Genomic DNA, 17,118 nt, shown 5'->3' on the forward strand with positions numbered 1-17,118 from the left:
CCGGAAAACCGGTTGTCCGGCTGCTCCCCTCCCTGAAAATGGCTTATCTATCAATGACTTGTGGTTGAGATCCCACCTTAAATGCCCATGCTCGACAGGATATTCCCGAGCTCGCGCAGCGTGGCTGCCACATTCGGGTGGCGCGCGGTGAAACGGGCACTCAGTTCCTGGGTGCGCGAGCCGAGGCCATAGGTGTTGGTATCGAGGTCGGCCTCGGCGCGGCGTTCGAGCACCTGCTTGATGTCGCCGTCGAGCTGGCGCAGCAGCATTTGCAGCTCTTCGTCGACCTCGTCCGTTTCGGCGAGGCTGCGGTGCAGCGTTTTTAAATGCGCCTTCAGGTTCGAATCGTTCTCGTTCAGCATGTCGTTCTCGCTAGTTGGTGAAGCGGGTTTCGAGGTACAAGGCCTCGACCTGCTCGCGCGCCCAGGGGGTGCGGCGCAAAAACTTCAGGCTCGACTTGATGCTCGGGTCTTTCTGGAAACAGTTGATGTCGATCCGGCGGCCGAGTCCCTCCCAGCCATAGTGCTCGACGAGGCGGGTTAACAGGGATTCTAAGGTAATACCGTTCAAGGATTGAACACTCATCGCTGGGGTGGTCTTTATCGTGGTTGGATTCAAGGGATTTATACACCACGTCGGGTGTGCACGGGCACGAAAAACGCGTGGGCTCGAGAGCCCACCCTACGGTGCACAACGGCCACTGGCTGTCGCGTAACGTAGGGTGGGCTCTCGAGCCCACGCGTATCGGACTCTTGAGCATTCGCGACGGTGACAAACGACTGCCACCTTCAACGAACCATCACTGCCCGGTCAAGCCACGACGCTCCAGCAGCGGCTGCACTTGCGCATCGCGCCCGCTGAAATTGCGGTACATCTGCATCGCGTCCATCGTACCGCCGCGCGACAGCAGGGTCTTGCGGAAGTGGTCGCCGTTCTTGCGGGTCAGGCCGCCGTGTTCCTTGAACCAGTTGACGGTATCGGCGTCCAGCTTCTCGGCCCACAGGTAGCCGTAGTAGCCGGCCGAGTAACCGCCCGAGAAGGTGTGCGAGAAATAGGTGGTGCGGTAGCGCGGCGGCACCAGGGCAAAGTCGACGCCCGCCTTTTTCAGGGCCTCGGCCTCGAAGGCCACCACGTCGGTCGGGATCTGGTTCGGCGACAGCTGGTGCCATGCCTGGTCCAGCAGCGACGCGGCCAGGTACTCGGTGGTGCGGAAGCCTTCGTTGAACTGCTGCGACGCCTGCACCTTCTCCAGCAGTTCTTTCGGCATCGGCGCGCCGGTCTGGTAGTGCTTGGCATAATTGGCCAGCACTTCCGGATACGCCATCCACATCTCGTTCACCTGCGACGGGAACTCGACGTAGTCGCGCGGCACGCGCGTCAGGCGTGGGTATTTCACGTCCGAGAACATGCTGTGCAGCGCGTGGCCGAACTCGTGGAAGGTCGTGCGCACTTCGTCGTAGGTCAGCAGGGTCGGTTCGCCCGCGGCCGGCTTGGGGATGTTCAGGTTGTTGGCGATCACCGGCCGGGTACCCAGCAGTTTGCTCTGCGCGACCCAGGCGTTGGCCCAGGCGCCGCCACGCTTGGTCGAGCGCGCGTACGGGTCGAGGGTGAAGATCGCGAGCTGCTTGCCGTCGGCGTCGAACACGTCGAAAGTCCGCACGTCGGCATCGTAGGTCGGCAGGTCCTTGCGTTCCTTGAAGCTGATGCCGAATTCCTTGTTGGCGGCGAAGAACACGCCGTCCTGCAGCACGCGGTTCAGCTCAAAATAGGGGCGCAGTTGCGAGGCGTCGAAGGCGTAGCGCTGCTGGCGCACCTTGTCGCTGTAGAAGGCCCAGTCATGGGCCGCGGCCTGGAAGCCGCCCTTCTCGGCATCGATCACCTTCTGGATTTCGAGCGCTTCCTTCTTCGCGTTGTTCACCGCCGGCTTGGCGAATTCGGCCAGCAGGCTGTTGACGGCGCCGGTGGTCTTCGCGGTCTGCTCTTCCAGGTTGTAGGCCGCGTAGTTCGGGTAGCCCAGCAGCGCGGCGCGTTCGGCGCGCAGCTTCGCGATCTTGAGGACGACGTCGCGGTTGTCGAATTCGCCGCCGCGCGAACCGCGTCCCATCGATGCCGCCAGCAGCTTTTCGCGGGTGGCGCGGTTGGTCAGCACCGACAGGCCGGCCTGCTGGGTAGTATTCACGACCGGGATCGCGAACTTGCCGTCCATGCCGCGCTTTTTCGCTTCCGCAGCGGCCACGGCGATCTGCTTGTCCGACATGCCGGCCAGTTCGTCGGCGCTGTCGACGATCAGCGCCGAGGCATTCGCTTCCTTCAGCACGTTCTGCGCAAACTGGGTCGACAGCGCGGCCAGCTCGCCGTTCATGGTCTTGAGTTTCTGCTTGTCGGCGCTGGACAACTTGGCGCCGGCGCGTACGAAATCGGTGTGGTAGCGCTCGACCAGGTATTGCGACTCGGCGTCCAGTCCCAGCCTGGTGCGCTTGTCGTACAGCGCCTTGACGCGCGCATACAGTTTCGGGTTCAGGCGGATCGCATCGCTGTGGGCCGACAGCTTCGGCGCCAGTTCCTTGTCGAGGGCGATCAGGGTGTCGTTGGTGTACGAGCCGGTCAGGGTGTTGAAGGCGCTGCCGACGCGGTTCAGCAGCCGGCCCGAACGTTCCATCGCGACGATGGTGTTATCAAAGGTCGGCGCCGCCTTGTTGTTGGCGATCGCTTCGATTTCGGCGGCCTGCTGGCGCATGCCTTCGGCGTAGGCGGGTGCGAAGTGTTCGTTCTTGATCTTGTCCCAGGCCGGGTAGTTGAACGGCAGGGTGCTCTGTTTCGCGAAGGGGTTCGATGCGTCCAGCAGGGAGGCCGGCTCGGCATAGGCGAGGTTGGCCACGGCGGCGGTGGCGGCGACGAGCAGGATGTGATGACGATTCATTGTGTCTCTATCTTGTGGTGGTAGTGCGGTGAAAATTCGATGGCAATGCGGTGCGTACGTCCGCGTGGGCACAAGTGCCCACCCTACGGTGCACTACCGTCCGTTGAACTGGCGAGGGACGGTGGTGCACCGTAGGGTGGGCTCTCCGAGCCCACGCGGAACGACGATCATCAATTCCCGGTCAGTCCGCGGCGCTCGAGCAGCGGCTCGATGATCGGATCGCGCCCGCGGAAATCGCGGAACAGGTTCATCGCCTCGGTGGTCCCGCCGCGCGAGAGCAGGGTCTTGCGGAAATGGTCGCCGTTCTTGCGCGACAAGCCGCCGTTTTCCTTGAACCACTCGACGGTGTCGGCATCGAGCTTCTCGCTCCACAAATACGCGTAGTAGCCGGCCGAATAGCCGCCGTTCATCGAGTGCGAAAAATACGTCGTGCGGTAGCGCGGCGGTACCGGGGCGAAGTCGACGCCGGCATCTTTCAATGCGCTCGCTTCGAAGGCCAGCACGTCGGTCGGGATCTGCGCCGGGGTCAGCTGGTGCCAGCGCTGGTCAAGCAGCGAGGCGGCCAGGTATTCGCTGGTAATGAAGCCCTGGTTGAACTTCTTCGACGCGACGACCTTGTCCAGCAGCGCCTTCGGCATCGCCTCGCCGGTCTTGTAGTGCTTCGCGTAGTTCGACAGGACTTCGGGCCAGATCGCCCACATCTCGTTGACCTGGGATGGATACTCGACGAAGTCGCGCGGCACGTTCGTGCCCGAGAAGTGCGGGTACTTCACGTTCGAGAACATGCCGTGCAGCGCGTGGCCGAACTCGTGGAAGGCGGTGCGCACTTCGTCGTAGGTCATCAGGGTCGGCTCGCCGGCTGGCGGCTTCGGGATGTTCAGGTGGTTCGCGACCACCGGGTGCTTGCCCAGCAAATGCGACTGCGACACGTATTCGTTCATCCAGGCGCCGCCCTGCTTGTTGGCGCGGGCGTAGGGGTCGAAGATGAAGATCGCCAGCTGCTTGCCGTCGGCGTCCATCACGTCGAAGGTGCGCACGTCTGGGTCGTAGACCGGCAGGTCCTTGCGTTCCTTGAACGACAGGCCGAACTCCTTGTTCGCCGCAAAAAACACGCCGTTGGTCAGCACGTTGTTCAGCTCAAAGTATGGGCGCAGCTGGTTCTCGTCGAAGTTGTACTGGGCAGCGCGCACTTTATCCGTGTAGAAGGCCCAGTCGTGGGCGGCGATCTGGAAACCACCTTTTTCGGCATCGACGATCTTCTGCATCGCCGCCGCTTCCTTCTTCGCATTGCCGATCGCCGGCTTGGCCAGTTCGGCCAGCAGCTTGTTCACGGCGGCCGGGTTCTGCGCCGTTTCCAGTTCCTGCGAATAGGCCGCGTAGTTCGGGTAGCCGAGCAGGGTCGCGCGTTCGGCGCGCAGTTTGACCAGTTTCAGCACCACGTCGCGCGTGTCGAACTCGCCGCCGCGCGAACCGCGCGCCATCGAGGCGGCCTGCAGGCGCTCGCGTACCGCGCGGTTGGTCAAATGGGCCAGTGGCGCCTGGATCGTCGTGTTGGCGATGGTCAGCACGTACTTGCCGTCCAGGCCGCGCTTCTTCGCCTCGGCGGCGGCGGCCGTGATTTCGGCGTCGGACAGGCCGGCCAGCTCGTCGCGCGTGTTCAGCACCAGGGCCGAGGCATTCGCTTCCTTCAGCACGCGCTGCGAGAATTCCGATTGCAGCGAGGCGATCTGGCCGTTATAGGCTTTCAGTTTTTCCTTGTCGGCGGCGGACAACTTCGCACCGGCGCGCACGAATTCCTTGTAGTAGCGCTCCAGCAGGAACTTCGCTTCCGCATCCAGGCCCAGCTTCTCGCGCCTGGCATGCAGGGTCTCGACGCGCTTGAACAGCTTCGGGTTCAGGTAGATCGCATCGTTGTGGGCAGCCAGCTTCGGCGACATCTCGCGGTCGACGGCGTCCAGGCGGTCGTTCGTGTTGGCGGTCTGCAGGTTCGAGAACACGGCCGACACGCGCGCCAGCATCTGGCCCGAGCGCTCCATGGCGACGATGGTGTTGTCGAAAGTCGGCGCCTTCGGATTGTTGGCAATGCCTGCTATTTCCCGCAGCTGCTCGCGCATGCCGGCGGCGTAGGCCGGCAGGAAGTGTTCGTCCTTGATCTTGTCGAAGGCCGGGTAGTTGAACGGCAGCGCGCTCGGCTTGGCGAAGGGGTTCGACGCGTCAAGGACGGTCCCGGATCCAGTGGGGGCTGCGAAGGCTGCGCCGGCGAAAGCCAGGCTGGCTGCGATGATGAGCATTTGTGGGCGTTTCATGGTCTCTCTCACGAACTCGAAAGGGCTGCCCGCGGGATCGCCGCCGACAGGTGCGCGGAGGATCATAGCAGGGTTTATTGCCGTATCGTCACAGTGAAACAAAGCGCATACAAAGATGTATAGACAAGACAGCGGCAGTCCACTTCATCCCGTGTAAATTGCTTGGAAGATAACATTCCGGCTAAGATGGTGGCCTTGCCGCAGATCGGCAGAGCCCCATCCCAACCGGAGCGCGAATTGAAACAGCTTGTCTTTGGATTTGCCCTGCTGGCCGCGGCCGGCGCCGCATCGGCACAAACCCCGGTGCCGTACACGCTCGAGAATACCGAGGTGCGCGAGCTGCACGCACGCAAGCTCAAACGCGATTACCAGGTTTTCGTGGCGCTGCCCGATTCCTACCAGGGCAGCACGCGCAGCTATCCGGTGGTGTTCGTCACCGACGCCAACTACGCCTTCCCGATCGCACGCAACATCACGCAGCGCTTGACGAAACATGCGGGCATGGAAGAGACGATCGTCGTCGGCCTGTCGTATGCGAAGGGAGATACCGGCGTCTACAGCCGCCGCCGCGACTACACGCCGACCGTGCCGCGCAAGCACGACTACCGCTCCGACATGCCCGGCCGGAACGTCGCGCTTGGCGAAGCGCCGGCCTATGCCCGTTTTATTGCCGACGAGGTGATCCCGCTGATCGCGAAACACTACCGCGCCGACATGAAGCGCAAGTTTTTCGTGGGCCACTCCTACGGCAGCCTGCTCGGCCTGCAGATCCTGTTCAGTGAACCGCGCATGTTCGAGCATTACATCCTCGGCAGTCCATCGCTGTGGTACGACGGCGGCGTGATGTTCGACCGGCTCGAAACCTACGGCGAGCGCCACCGCGATTTGCCGGCGAACGTCTTCTTCGGCATCGGCGCCCTGGAACGGCTGGCGCCGGGCAAGAAGCGTTCGCGCGACGAAGACAATGCCGACATGGTGGCCGACCTGCGCGACTTCGACAGCGCGTTAAAAGCGCACCGTTATCCGGGCCTGCACACGCAAGTCAAAGTGTTTGCGGAGGAGGACCACGCGAGCGTATTCCCGCTGGTGCTGACGCACGGGCTGCGGGCGGTGCTGCCATCGAAGAAGTGAGGTTTGACGAGGCGTGCTAGGATCACGCCTTCCCCCCGCCTCTTCCCCCATGCCTCCAGCCTTGCGTTCCTCGTATGATGCGATCGTCGTCGGCAGCGGTCCGGGCGGCGCCGGCACGGCGCGCGAACTGGCGCGGCGCGGCATGCGCGTGTTGGTGCTGGAACAGGGCGGCGCCGCCCCCTTGACAGGCACCGTGGGCCAGATGGCGTCGATGGCGGCCGTGCCCGGCAAGGGCGCCTATATCCACCGGGACGCCTCGCTGCTGGTGGCCGGCATTACGCTCGGCGGAAGCTCGGCCATCAACTTCGCGACGGCCGCGCCGCCGCCTGCCGCCATGTTCGAACGCCATGGCATCGATCTCGCACCGGCGCTGGCCGCATTGCGTGCCGAGCTGCCGCTGGCTCCCCTGCCCGATCGGCTGGTCGGCCCGATGGCCGCGCGCATGATGAGCGCCGCGCGCGCTTTGTCTCTCGACTGGCACAAGCTCGACAAGATGATCCGTCCTGAAACCTGCCGCAGCGGCTGCTGGCGCTGCGTCTACGGCTGCCCGTTCGGCGCAAAATGGACGGCGCGCGATTTTATCGACGAGGCCTGCCGCCATGGCGCGCAGCTGTCCGACCGGACGCGCGCGCTGCGGGTGCTGGTCGAGAACGGGCGCGCGGCCGGCGTCGAAATCGAGCGCGACGGCAAGCTCAGCACCGTCAGCGCCCCGGTCGTCGTGCTGGCCGGCGGCGGCCTGGGCAGCCCGCGCCTGCTGCATGCCTCCGGCCTGGGGCCGAAATACGTTCCCTTCTTCAGCGACCCGGTGGTGGCGGTGATGGGGACCGTGGACGACATCGAGGGCGGCGCCGAGGTGCCGATGGCGGGCGGCCTGCATCTGCATGAGGAAGGGGTAGCGCTGGCCGACCTGACGCTGCCGCAACCGATGTATGCGGCCTTTGCGCTGCAGGTTGGCCGTGTCGACCGTATATTCGCGCACCGCCGCACCCTGTCGATGATGGTCAAGATCCGCGACGAGATCGGCGGCCAGGTTGGCCCGCGCTGGGCCGATAAAACGCTGCAGGAATCAGACCGCAAGAAACTGGCGCACGGGGTCGGACTGGCGAAAGCGATCCTGCGCGAGGCGGGCGCGCATCACATTTTTAAAAGCTGGCATTTCGCGGCGCACCCGGGTGGCAGCGTGCGCATCGGGGAAGGCGTCGATGCCGATCTGCAGACGTCCACGCCTGGGCTGTTCGTGTGCGACGCGTCTGTGATTCCCGAGCCATGGGGCTTGCCGCCGACCCTAACTCTGCTGTGTCTCGGCAAACGGCTCGGCGGGTGGCTTGATCGTGGGGTGGCGTCCTGACTCCCCGCCGCGGGGCTGCATGAATCGATCCCGCAAGCGCAGGAATGGCCGCTCCACCATCAGATACAGCAGCGTTGCCACCAGCAGCGCGGCGGCGATGTACACGCCAGACGCGATCACATCCGATCCTCCCGACGCCTCTCCAATACGATCGCGTACGACGTGAAAGACTGCTTTATGGGTCAGGTACAAGCTGAACGCAATCCTCGCCAGGAACATTGACCCCGGCACCCTCATCCGCCCGAGCCAGCCGCGTTCCGTGGCCGCCGCAACCAGCATGCCGCCAAAGCTGAGCGCCACCAGCGGAAACACGACCACGGCGCCCCAGAAGCTCGCCAGATCGACACGCGTCGCCGCTACCAGGCCCGCGAGACCAAGCGCCAGAAAAACAGCGCTGCGCCGCGTGGCCCATGCCCACCACGACGGACGGAACACCTGCACCGCCGCCAGCGTCACGCCGGCCAGCAATCCGTCCAGGCGCGCATAAGTCGGGTTGTAGATCAGCGCGACAAAGCGCGCGACATAACCGCCCTCGCCGAGATGAGGCGCGACGCCGGATTGCCAGAGCGCGCCACGCAGCAGCATGCCGCCGACAAGGACCGCCAGCGCGACGGCGGCCGTGCGGCGCATGCCCGGATACCGCGCCAGCAGCCACACGACGGGCGGCAGCAGCACATAAAAATGCTCTTCCACGCAGAGGGACCAGGCATGCGAGAACGCCAGCCGGTCAGCGTCCGGCACCAGGTTGACCGTAAAACTCAGGAACTGCCAGAGCGGGCGCAGGCCGGGGCTTTCGCGTACGGCCGGTACGGCGGCGTAGATGGCCAGCACTGCCAAATAGGCGGGCAGCACGCGCAAGGCGCGGCGCAGCAGGAAGCCGCGCCAGGAAGGCTGGCCGCCGACGGCAAGGGGCCGCAGCAGCTGGCCGCCGATCAGGTAGCCGCTCAGCACGAAGAACAGGTCGACACCCATCCAGCCATGCTCCACCACACCCGGCAAGGCGACGCCATAGCTGGTGAGGTGGTACAGCATCACCCACAGGATGGCCAGCGCGCGCAGCAGATCCAGTCCGCTCTGGCGCGGCCTCATCGGTGATCGGACCGCATCAATAATGCGGCGGCCGTTCGTTCACCGGAGTTTGCCGCCCGATCTCGCGCATGGCCCGTAAATGCTCGGCCAGCTGCTGCACGATGCCCTCGAGCTGGTCGATGCGGCGCGCCTGCTGGTAGACGGTCCCGTTCAACGAGTCGACCAGGTCTTCCATGTGCGCCAGCTTGATTTCGATATCGACAAAACGGTCTTCGTGTTCCACGGCGGTTCCTGGCATTTTTAACGAGCGCGCATTATGACATCAGCTTGCCGGCATCCGGCTTCGGCGTATTCAGCAAGGCTTTCAAACTGGCCAGGCGGTCCTTCGGGCTGATCACCTCCGACTCGAGCGGCACGGCAATGCCCTCGTCGAGCGCCATCTCCTTGATGAAGCGCGAGGGGTCGCAGTGCACCAGCTCACCGGCGCGCTTTCTCTTCTTGCACCAGGTGACCTGCAGCGTGCGCTGGGCGCGCGTGATGCCGACGTACATCAGGCGCCGCTCTTCCTGGATGCGGGCGGCGATCTTTTCGATCGGGTCGTCCGGGTCGCCTTTATGGGGCAGGATCCCCTCTTCCACGCCGACCAGGTAGACGTGCGGATACTCGAGTCCCTTGGAGGCGTGCAGGGTCGACATGCGCACCGCGTCCTGCTCTTCATCGGAGCCTTCGAGCATCGACATCAGCGCCACCATCTGCGTCAGTTCGAGCAGATTCTTTTCTTCGCCGGTGCCGTCGCGCCCGCCGTTGCCGCGCTCCTTCAGCCAGTTGGTGAATTCTATGACGTTCTGCCATTTCGCCTGGGCCGCACGGTCATCGAAGTTCTCGTACAGGTAGTGCTCGTAATTCATCTCTTTCATCATGTCGTCGAGCACCTGGGCGGCGTTTTCTCCGCTGCCCGAGGGTCCCGGACGGCTGGCGCGCGCTTCGAGCTCGTTGATGAAATGGCAGAAGTCGCGCAGCGGGTGCAGTTGGCGGTCGGCCAGCTTGCCCTCGATGCCGCCCTTTAAAGCCGCTTCGAACAGCGAGCAGTTCCACTGCTTGGAGAATTCGCCCAGCACCTCCAGGGTCGCCATGCCGACCCCGCGCTTGGGCGTCGTGACGGCGCGGATGAAGGCAGGATCATCGCCCTCGTTCGCGATCAGGCGCAGATAGGCGATGATGTCCTTGATCTCGGCTTTATCAAAAAAGCTCTGGCCGCCGGAAATCGTGTACGGAATGCGTTCCTTGCGCAGCGCCTGCTCGATGATGCGCGCCTGGTGATTGCCGCGGTACAGGATCGCGAAATCCGACCATTTATTCTTGCGCTGGAAATGGTCGGACGAGATCATCATCGCAACCTGGTCGGCTTCCTGCTCGTCGCTCTGCATGCCGAGCACTTTGATGGGCTCGCCCAGTCCATGTTCCGACCACAGGGACTTCTCAAAAATCTTCGGGTTGTTGCCGATGACGGCATTCGCCGCCTGCAGGATGCGCGTCGTCGAGCGGTAGTTCTGCTCGAGTTTGATCACGCGCAGGTCCGGGAAATCGGTCTGCAGCGTCTTTAAATTTTCGACCGAGGCGCCGCGCCAGGCGTAAATGGCCTGGTCGTCGTCGCCGACGGCGGTGAACATCGGCTTCTTGCCGAGACCCGTCACCAGCAGTTTCACCAGTTCGTACTGGCAGGTATTCGTGTCCTGGTACTCGTCCATCAGCAGGTAGCGCAATTTACGTTGCCAGCGGTCGCGGATCGGCTCGTTATTCCGGAACAGTTCCACCGGCAGGCGGATCAGGTCGTCGAAATCGACCGCCTGGTAGGCAGCCAGCGTGGCGACGTAGCTGCGGTAGATACGCCCGGCTTGCGCTTCGTCCTCGTCCTTCGCGTTGTTGATCGCGTCTTCAGGATCGACCAGGCCGTTCTTCCACAGGGAAATTGAATTCTGGATGCGGCGGATTTCCTGTTTATCGGTCGTCAGGCCGAGGTCGGACACGATCGTGTAGCAGTCATCGCTGTCCATGATCGAAAACCGGTCCTTCAGGCCGACGCCGGCCGCTTCCTGGCGCAGGATTTTCACGCCCAGCGAGTGGAAGGTCGATACCGTCAACTGCTTGGCCTGCTTCGGCTGTTTCAACAGCTTGGCAATGCGCTCCTGCATCTCGAGCGCAGCTTTATTCGTAAACGTCAGTGCGGCGATGGTGCGCGGATCGTAGCCGCGGTCTTCGATCATGTACGCGATCTTTTGCGTGATCACCCGCGTCTTGCCCGAACCGGCGCCGGCCAGCACCAGGCAGGGGCCGTCGAGGTAGAGCACGGCTTCGCTTTGCGGCCCGTTCAGGCCGAACTTTGGTGCATTGGACATGGGAAAAATTCTGGAAGACAGCTGAGCATTGTAGCGACGAACGCGGCGGCGCGTGGCGGAAAGCCGGCGTGAAAAGCCGCATCTGGCGCATCCGGCAACTTTTTTGCACAGATTTGCAACGCCGCTGAATTCCTTGTTGCGCCGGGAAAGTTGAATTTCAAGTGAGCGGACGCATATACGGAAATCCGCTGTCGAACGCGGCCCAAGATCGGCTACCATCGCCCTTTCGGCGCCGCGCGCCACCCACTACGAGCACGAACGATGAAATTCGAACACCTGATTGAAATTAACGACCCACTCAACCCGCTGGTCGACACCATCACGCGCGAACAACTCTGGCGCGGCCTCGTCATCCGCGCCGAAGCGCCGAAGCTGTTCATTCCGCATCTGGACGAGTGCGACATCAGCGATCGCGAATCCGGCAGTTTCAAACGCCGCCTGCGCTATGGCGACCTGGTCGTCGAGGACACGGTCCTGCTGACCCCGCTGCAGGAAGTGCGTTACGAAGTCCCGGCCCAGGGCGAGATCAGCGCCTCCACTCTCGTCATGACGATCGAGGCGCCCACCAATGCGATGCTGTACGTACGTTTTTCCTACGACGACGGCAAGGAAGAGTCGCAGGACCAGGCCAGCAAGATGTACGACGAATTCAAGAAGTCCGCTTACCAGGAAGCCGATATCGACACCGTGCGCATCGTGCGCCAGATGGCCGAGCAGGGGAACCTGGATGCGAGTTATTTGAATTGAATGCAGCGCCGTTTTCGAACGGCGCCGTATTGCAGCCGATTAAAGCGCGTCAGGTCCCTGGCTCCGAATCCGCCGCATCCGTGTGATTCGTCGCCTTCGCTAAATTTGCCGCCAGGTCGCGCAGCGCCGTGCGCACGCCCTCTTCGATCACGGGGTGGTAAAACGGCATGTCCAGCATCTGCGGCACCGTCATGTGCGCCTGCACCGCCCAGGCCAGCAAATGCGCGATGTGCTCGCCGCGCGGCCCGATCATCTCGGCGCCCAGGAAGCGGCAGGAACCATATTCGGCATACACCCGCAGCATCCCCTTGTTCTGCAACATGACGCGGCTGCGGCCCTGGTTCTCGAACGAGACCTGGCCGATCGCGAACTTCGGACGCCCGCCCTCGCACAGCGTTCGATAACTCTTGCCGAGCGTGGCGATGTTCGGCTCGGTGAAGGCAATGCCCAGCATGGCGCGGCGCAGGCCGGGACGTACGTCCGGATAGCGGCCCGCATTCTCGCCGGCGATCTTGCCGTGGTCGGCCGCCTCGGCCAGCAGCGGCAGCTCGTTGTTGGCGTCGCCTGCGATGAAAATATGACTGGTCCCGCACTGCATGGTGCGGCTGTCGAATTCCGGCACGCCGTTCGGCATCAGGGTCAGGCCGGTCTCTTCCAGCCCCAGTCCGTGCACGTTCGGCGTGCGGCCCGTGGCCAGCAGCACGTACTGGAATTGTTCGCTGGTTTCCTTGCCGAGCGCGTCGCGCGTGGTGAGCAGTACTCCCTGCTCGCCTTGCTGTACTGCGCGCACGACTTCGGTCTGGAAGCGCAGGTCGAGTTCCGCGCTCAGCGTACGCGTGGCCGCGTGCAGCACTTCCGGGTCGCTCAGCTGGGCGACGCTGCCGCCGCGCGCGAAGATGCTGACTTTTACACCCAGGCGGCTCAGGGCCTGGCCCAGTTCCAGTCCGATCACGCCGGAGCCGATCACCGCCACCGAGGCCGGCAGATCGTCCCAATAAAACACGTCGTCGCTGGTCACGATGCCGGGCCCGACCTCCTTCAGTTGCGGCAGGATCACCGGCGAGGAACCGGTGGCGATCACGATGCGCGCCGCCTCGATCTCGGTGTGCTCGTCGATCTGCAGCGTGTGCGGACTCGTAAAACGGGCATGGCCGCGAATGCGGTCGCTTTCCGGAAAACTCTCGACGCTCTCCAGCACGAAGCCGACGAAGCGGTCGCGCTCGCGCCGCACGCGTTCCATCACGGCGCGGCCGTCGATGCGTTTTTCGCCCGGGTGCACGCCGAAGCCGGGCGCGAGGTCGAGCATGTGGGCGGCGTCGGCGGCGGCGATCAGGAGTTTGCTCGGCATGCAGCCGACCCGGGCGCAGGTGGTGCCGTAATGGCCGCTCTCGATGACGACCGTGCGCGCCCCTTGCGCGTGCGCGGCGCGATAGGCGGACATGCCGGCGGTGCCGGTGCCGATGACTGCAACGTCGACGTGTAGTTTGTTCATGTTAATCCTTTGGTATCAAGCATGACGATACGCCGTTTCCGCTTTAAATGTCGAGCGGGTCCACTTCCAGCGACCAGCGCACGCGCGTCTTCATCGACCGCAGCAGGGACAGCCACTCCTTCAAAAAGGCCTGCAGCGCCGGGCGCGACGGCGACTCGACCAGCAGCTGGGCGCGGTCGACGTTGTGAACGCGCGTCATCGTCATCGGGATCGGGTCGTTGATGGTGACTGCATCGGTCGGCAGGATGTCGCGTGCCTCTTCGAGGAAGGTGATGGCGGTGGCCAGTTCCGGCGCCTCGGCGCGCAGCAGCGCCTGGTACATGTAGGGCGGCAGCGCCGCCTGATGGCGTTCTTCCAGCAGGTTGCCGGCAAAACGGTCGTAGTCGTGGCGCACCACGGCCGCATACAGCGGGTGCTGGGCATAGCGGGTCTGGATCAGCACTTCGGAAGCGAGCCCCGCGCGGCCGGCGCGCCCCGCCACCTGCATCAGCTGGGCGAACAGGCGCTCGCTGGCCCGATAGTCCTGGGAGAACAGGGCCGTATCCGGATTCAGGATGCCAACTAAAGTCAGCTTTTTGAAATCGTGGCCCTTGGCGACCATTTGCGTGCCGATCAGGATGTCGACTTCCCCCCGGTGCACCGTATCGAAGGCTTCCTGGGCGCTGCCCTTTTTTCTCGTCGAATCGGCATCGATGCGCAGGATGCGCGCCTCGGGGAACATGGCGCTCAAACCCTCCTCGAAGCGCTGGGTGCCGCGCCCGAGCGGCTGCAGGTCGACGTTGCCGCAGGTCGGGCAATGTCTCGGGATGCGCAGTTCGAGGCTGCAGTGGTGGCAGCGCAGCCGGTGCTCGGGTTTATGGAGCACCATGAAGGAGGTGCAGCGGGTGCAGTTGCTGATCCAGCCGCAGGCTTCGCAGGTGATGACGGGGGCATAGCCGCGCCGGTTCAGGAACAGCAAGGACTGCTCGCCGCGTTCCAGCCTTCCGCGCAGGGCGGCCAGCAGGCCGCTGGTCAGCCCGTCCTTCGGCTTGTCGCGCTCCATGTCGAGCAGGCGCACGGTCGGCAGCACGGCGTCGCGCACGGCACGCTCGCGCAGTTCCAGCTTGCGGTAGCGGCCGGTGCGGGCGTGGTGCCAGCTTTCCAGCGAAGGCGTGGCCGAACCGAGCACGATCGGAATGCCCAGCTGGTGGGCGCGCCAGACGGCCAGGTCGCGCGCCGAATAGCGCAGCCCTTCCTGCTGTTTGTACGAGGGGTCGTGCTCCTCGTCGATGACGATCAGTTTTAAATTGGGCAGCGAGGCCAGGATCGCCAGGCGCGTGCCGAGCACGATGCGTGCTTGTCCCTGGTGGGCCGCGAGCCAGTGCAGCATGCGCTCGCCTTCCGACAGGCTCGAATGCAGCGTGGCCAGCATCAGGCCGGGGAAGCGGGCGCGGATATTCCCCTCGAGCTGCGGGGTCAGGTTGATCTCGGGGACCAGGATCAGGATCTGCGCCTGCGGGTCGCGCGCCAGTACCTGGGCGCAGGCCTGCAAGTAGACCTCGGTCTTGCCGCTGCCGGTGACGCCGTACAGCAGCAGCGGCGTAAAACCGACTGCGCCGCCGATGGCGTCGGCCGCTTCCTGCTGGGACGCGTTCAGCGGCGGCATGCCCGTCGGAGCAGGGTCGCCCGGGGGCGCCAGCTTCGCCATTTTTTTCAGGGCGCGATCGAGTGCGACGGTGGTCGACACCCGCAGATTCTTCGGCAGGCCGGGCAGCGCAACTTCGCCCAGTGGGCGCTGGTAGTAATCGGCGGCGAAGCTGGCCAGCGCCAGCCATTGCGGCGACAGTGGGGATAACTGGTCGCGCACGGCGATCGCATTTTTCAGCTTGTCGGGCGGGACTTCGGTCTCCTGCACAACGGCGACGATCAGGCCGACGGCTTCGCGCCGCCCAAAACTGACCAGCGCCAGCTGGCCGACCTGGGGAGTTGCCCCCTCTTCATGCGGCCAGCCGTAATCGAAGACGCTGTTCAGCGGCGTATCGAGTGCAATCCGAATAATGCAGTGCGCCAATGTCCGACCTTGTATAAAAGCTGTGGAAAACTTTGTGGAGAATGAACTGCTTGACCGGTGGAGAAGTTTACGTTAAGTCAAATGATGTACGGATCAGCCAAAAACAAGTCCAAATAAACCATTTATATTCAAGGACTTGGGATTACCGAAGTAGTCCACAGCAACTCGCTTCCCGCAGTGCAAGAATTGTGTATAACTGCGCTTTTTCTTATCGTAAATCCTTGAGCGCTATGAAGATTTAAACAAGACTCTGCGATGCGTCACGTAAGTACTTGTCAACACTCATATTTTTATGGCTGAGTTGAACAGCCTGTGCATAACTTTGTGAACAAGGCTAGGGAAACCGGGATTTCTTTACTGGAAAACTCGCTTCCAAGTGGTTATGTGCGTGGGGATTTAAAGATAAATCCCAGCAATTTCAAACACTTATGATTTCCCATCCACATGTCCACATGTCCACAGCTTGCGTTTACGCTGTTTCGCAACATGTGAACAAGTGTGAGAATGCGCTTCGTTTCAGTGCATTCTGCGGGGCGCCACGCATGTGGCGCCGCACCATTCCGGCTCAGCCAGCCCGCTGGCGGCGGCTGAACGTGTGCACGGCGTCGACCATCGCCGTCACCGATTCCGGCGGGGTGAATTGCGAGATCCCGTGACCCAGGTTGAAGACGTGGCCATGGCCATGCGAGGGCGCGCCGTAGGCCGTCAGCGAGCGCTCGACTTCCGCGCGGATCTGCTCCGGCGACGCAAACAGGATCGCCGGATCGAGATTGCCCTGCAGGGCTACGCGGTCGCCCACGAGCGCGCGGGCGCGGCCCAGGTTCACCGTCCAGTCCAGGCCCAGCGCATCGGCGCCGATATCGGCCATCTCGTCCAGCCAGATGCCGCCGCCTTTGGTGAAGACGACCGCCGGGATGCGCACGCCATCCTTTTCGCGCTGCAGCTGTTCGAGCACGCGCTGCATGTAGCGCAGCGAGAACTCCTGGTAGGCGCCATCGGCCAGCGCACCGCCCCAGGAGTCGAAGATCATCACCGCCTGGGCGCCGGCGTCGATCTGGGCGTTCAGGTACTGGGCGACGGCAGTGGCATTGATCTCGAGGATGCGGTGCATCAGGTCCGGGCGCGCGTACAGCATCTTTTTGATGGTGTGGAATTCGCGCGAGCCCTGGCCCTCGACCATGTAGCAGGCCAGCGTCCACGGGCTGCCCGAGAAGCCGATCAGCGGCACGCGCCCGTTAATTTCGGTACGGATTTGCGTGACGGCCTTGAAGACATAGTCGAGCGATTCCATATCCGGTACGTTCAAGGCCATCACCTCGGCCTCGGTGCGCAGTGGACGCTCGAACTTCGGGCCTTCGCCGTCGGCGAAATACAGGCCCAGGCCCATCGCATCGGGAACCGTCAGGATGTCCGAGAACAGGATCGACGCGTCCAGCGGGTAGCGGTCGAGCGGCTGCAAGGTCACTTCGGTCGCGTAGTCCGGGTTCTTTGCCAGGCCCAGGAACGAACCGGCGCGCGCACGGGTGGCGCGGTATTCCGGCAGGTAGCGCCCCGCCTGCCGCATCAGCCAGACGGGCGTGTACTCGGTCGGCTGGCGCAGCAGCGCGCGCAGGAAGGTGTCGTTCTTGAGCGGGGCAAATTGTGGCATGGCTGACAATAATGGACGTCGGAGGACGGCTATTATCGCATTCTCCGCCGC

General features: G+C 63.5%; 13 protein-coding genes. 3 read left to right on the top strand and 10 right to left on the bottom strand.

Features of this window, described 5'->3' with window-relative positions; all coding sequences use genetic code 11:
- Window positions 1-77 precede the first annotated feature (77 nt).
- From LPB04_RS05060 to LPB04_RS05075, 4 genes are all read right to left on the bottom strand, one after another.
- Entirely contained in the window at window positions 78-362 is a 285-nt protein-coding gene (locus LPB04_RS05060; protein WP_193687651.1) for a DUF4404 family protein, read from the bottom strand.
- A 10-nt stretch (window positions 363-372) separates the two neighbouring features.
- Window positions 373-585 (bottom strand): VF530 family protein, encoded by a 213-nt coding sequence (locus LPB04_RS05065; RefSeq protein ID WP_193688855.1) that lies wholly within the window; start codon window positions 583-585, stop codon window positions 373-375.
- A gap of 214 nt (window positions 586-799) precedes the next feature.
- On the bottom strand, window positions 800-2,920 hold the full coding sequence (locus LPB04_RS05070; RefSeq protein WP_193687652.1) for a M3 family metallopeptidase: 2,121 nt from the start codon (window positions 2,918-2,920) through the stop codon (window positions 800-802).
- 170 nt (window positions 2,921-3,090) lie between these two features.
- Window positions 3,091-5,226, bottom strand: a complete 2,136-nt coding sequence (locus tag LPB04_RS05075; protein ID WP_227496623.1) for a M3 family metallopeptidase — start codon at window positions 5,224-5,226, stop codon at window positions 3,091-3,093.
- A 237-nt stretch (window positions 5,227-5,463) separates the two neighbouring features.
- Between LPB04_RS05075 and LPB04_RS05080 the strand changes: the two genes are divergently transcribed.
- Window positions 5,464-6,357 (top strand): alpha/beta hydrolase, encoded by an 894-nt coding sequence (locus LPB04_RS05080; protein ID WP_227496624.1) that lies wholly within the window; start codon window positions 5,464-5,466, stop codon window positions 6,355-6,357.
- Between the two features lie 61 nt (window positions 6,358-6,418).
- Window positions 6,419-7,705: an FAD-dependent oxidoreductase gene (locus LPB04_RS05085; protein ID WP_307727359.1), complete on the top strand. Its 1,287-nt coding sequence runs from the start codon at window positions 6,419-6,421 to the stop codon at window positions 7,703-7,705.
- Here LPB04_RS05085 and LPB04_RS05090 read toward each other — a convergent pair.
- Genes LPB04_RS05090 through LPB04_RS05100 form a run of 3 tightly spaced genes read right to left on the bottom strand, consistent with a single transcriptional unit; the run spans window position 7,643 to window position 11,130 of the window.
- Entirely contained in the window at window positions 7,643-8,794 is a 1,152-nt protein-coding gene (locus LPB04_RS05090; protein WP_193687654.1) for an acyltransferase family protein, read from the bottom strand. The genes LPB04_RS05085 and LPB04_RS05090 overlap by 63 nt on opposite strands.
- 16 nt (window positions 8,795-8,810) lie before the next feature.
- Window positions 8,811-9,017 carry a SlyX family protein gene (locus tag LPB04_RS05095; RefSeq protein ID WP_193687655.1) on the bottom strand — a complete coding sequence of 69 codons (207 nt, stop codon included), beginning with the start codon at window positions 9,015-9,017 and terminating at the stop codon, window positions 8,811-8,813.
- Between the two features lie 31 nt (window positions 9,018-9,048).
- Window positions 9,049-11,130 carry a UvrD-helicase domain-containing protein gene (locus tag LPB04_RS05100; RefSeq protein WP_193687656.1) on the bottom strand — a complete coding sequence of 694 codons (2,082 nt, stop codon included), beginning with the start codon at window positions 11,128-11,130 and terminating at the stop codon, window positions 9,049-9,051.
- 261 nt (window positions 11,131-11,391) lie between these two features.
- Here LPB04_RS05100 and LPB04_RS05105 point away from each other — a divergent pair, with 261 nt between their 5' ends.
- On the top strand, window positions 11,392-11,877 hold the full coding sequence (locus LPB04_RS05105; protein ID WP_193687657.1) for an SRPBCC family protein: 486 nt from the start codon (window positions 11,392-11,394) through the stop codon (window positions 11,875-11,877).
- Window positions 11,878-11,926: 49 nt separating this feature from the next.
- Here the strand turns inward: LPB04_RS05105 and LPB04_RS05110 are convergent, their stop codons facing one another.
- The 3 genes from LPB04_RS05110 to hemE form a co-directional block, all read right to left on the bottom strand.
- The gene (locus LPB04_RS05110; RefSeq protein WP_193687658.1) at window positions 11,927-13,369 is read right to left on the bottom strand and encodes a dihydrolipoyl dehydrogenase; all 1,443 of its coding nucleotides are present in this window, start codon (window positions 13,367-13,369) and stop codon (window positions 11,927-11,929) included.
- Window positions 13,370-13,412: 43 nt separating this feature from the next.
- Window positions 13,413-15,419, bottom strand: a complete 2,007-nt coding sequence (locus tag LPB04_RS05115; protein ID WP_193687659.1) for a primosomal protein N' — start codon at window positions 15,417-15,419, stop codon at window positions 13,413-13,415.
- A gap of 565 nt (window positions 15,420-15,984) precedes the next feature.
- Entirely contained in the window at window positions 15,985-17,067 is a 1,083-nt protein-coding gene (gene hemE, locus LPB04_RS05120) for a uroporphyrinogen decarboxylase (RefSeq protein ID WP_193687660.1), read from the bottom strand.
- Window positions 17,068-17,118 lie beyond the last annotated feature (51 nt).

This window comes from Massilia litorea, from assembly GCF_015101885.1.
Lineage (GTDB): Bacteria > Pseudomonadota > Gammaproteobacteria > Burkholderiales > Burkholderiaceae_D > Telluria > Telluria litorea.

Excerpts from the sequence above, each read along its gene's own strand:
- LPB04_RS05060 (WP_193687651.1), bottom strand. The coding sequence starts at position 362 with ATGCTGAACGAGAACGATTCGAACCTGAAGGCGCATTTAAAAACGCTG.
- LPB04_RS05065 (WP_193688855.1), bottom strand. The coding sequence starts at position 585 with ATGAGTGTTCAATCCTTGAACGGTATTACCTTAGAATCCCTGTTAACC.
- LPB04_RS05070 (WP_193687652.1), bottom strand. The coding sequence starts at position 2,920 with ATGAATCGTCATCACATCCTGCTCGTCGCCGCCACCGCCGCCGTGGCC.
- LPB04_RS05075 (WP_227496623.1), bottom strand. The coding sequence starts at position 5,226 with ATGAAACGCCCACAAATGCTCATCATCGCAGCCAGCCTGGCTTTCGCC.
- LPB04_RS05090 (WP_193687654.1), bottom strand. The coding sequence starts at position 8,794 with ATGAGGCCGCGCCAGAGCGGACTGGATCTGCTGCGCGCGCTGGCCATC.
- LPB04_RS05100 (WP_193687656.1), bottom strand. The coding sequence starts at position 11,130 with ATGTCCAATGCACCAAAGTTCGGCCTGAACGGGCCGCAAAGCGAAGCC.
- LPB04_RS05105 (WP_193687657.1), top strand. The coding sequence starts at position 11,392 with ATGAAATTCGAACACCTGATTGAAATTAACGACCCACTCAACCCGCTG.
- LPB04_RS05110 (WP_193687658.1), bottom strand. The coding sequence starts at position 13,369 with ATGAACAAACTACACGTCGACGTTGCAGTCATCGGCACCGGCACCGCC.
- hemE (WP_193687660.1), bottom strand. The coding sequence starts at position 17,067 with ATGCCACAATTTGCCCCGCTCAAGAACGACACCTTCCTGCGCGCGCTG.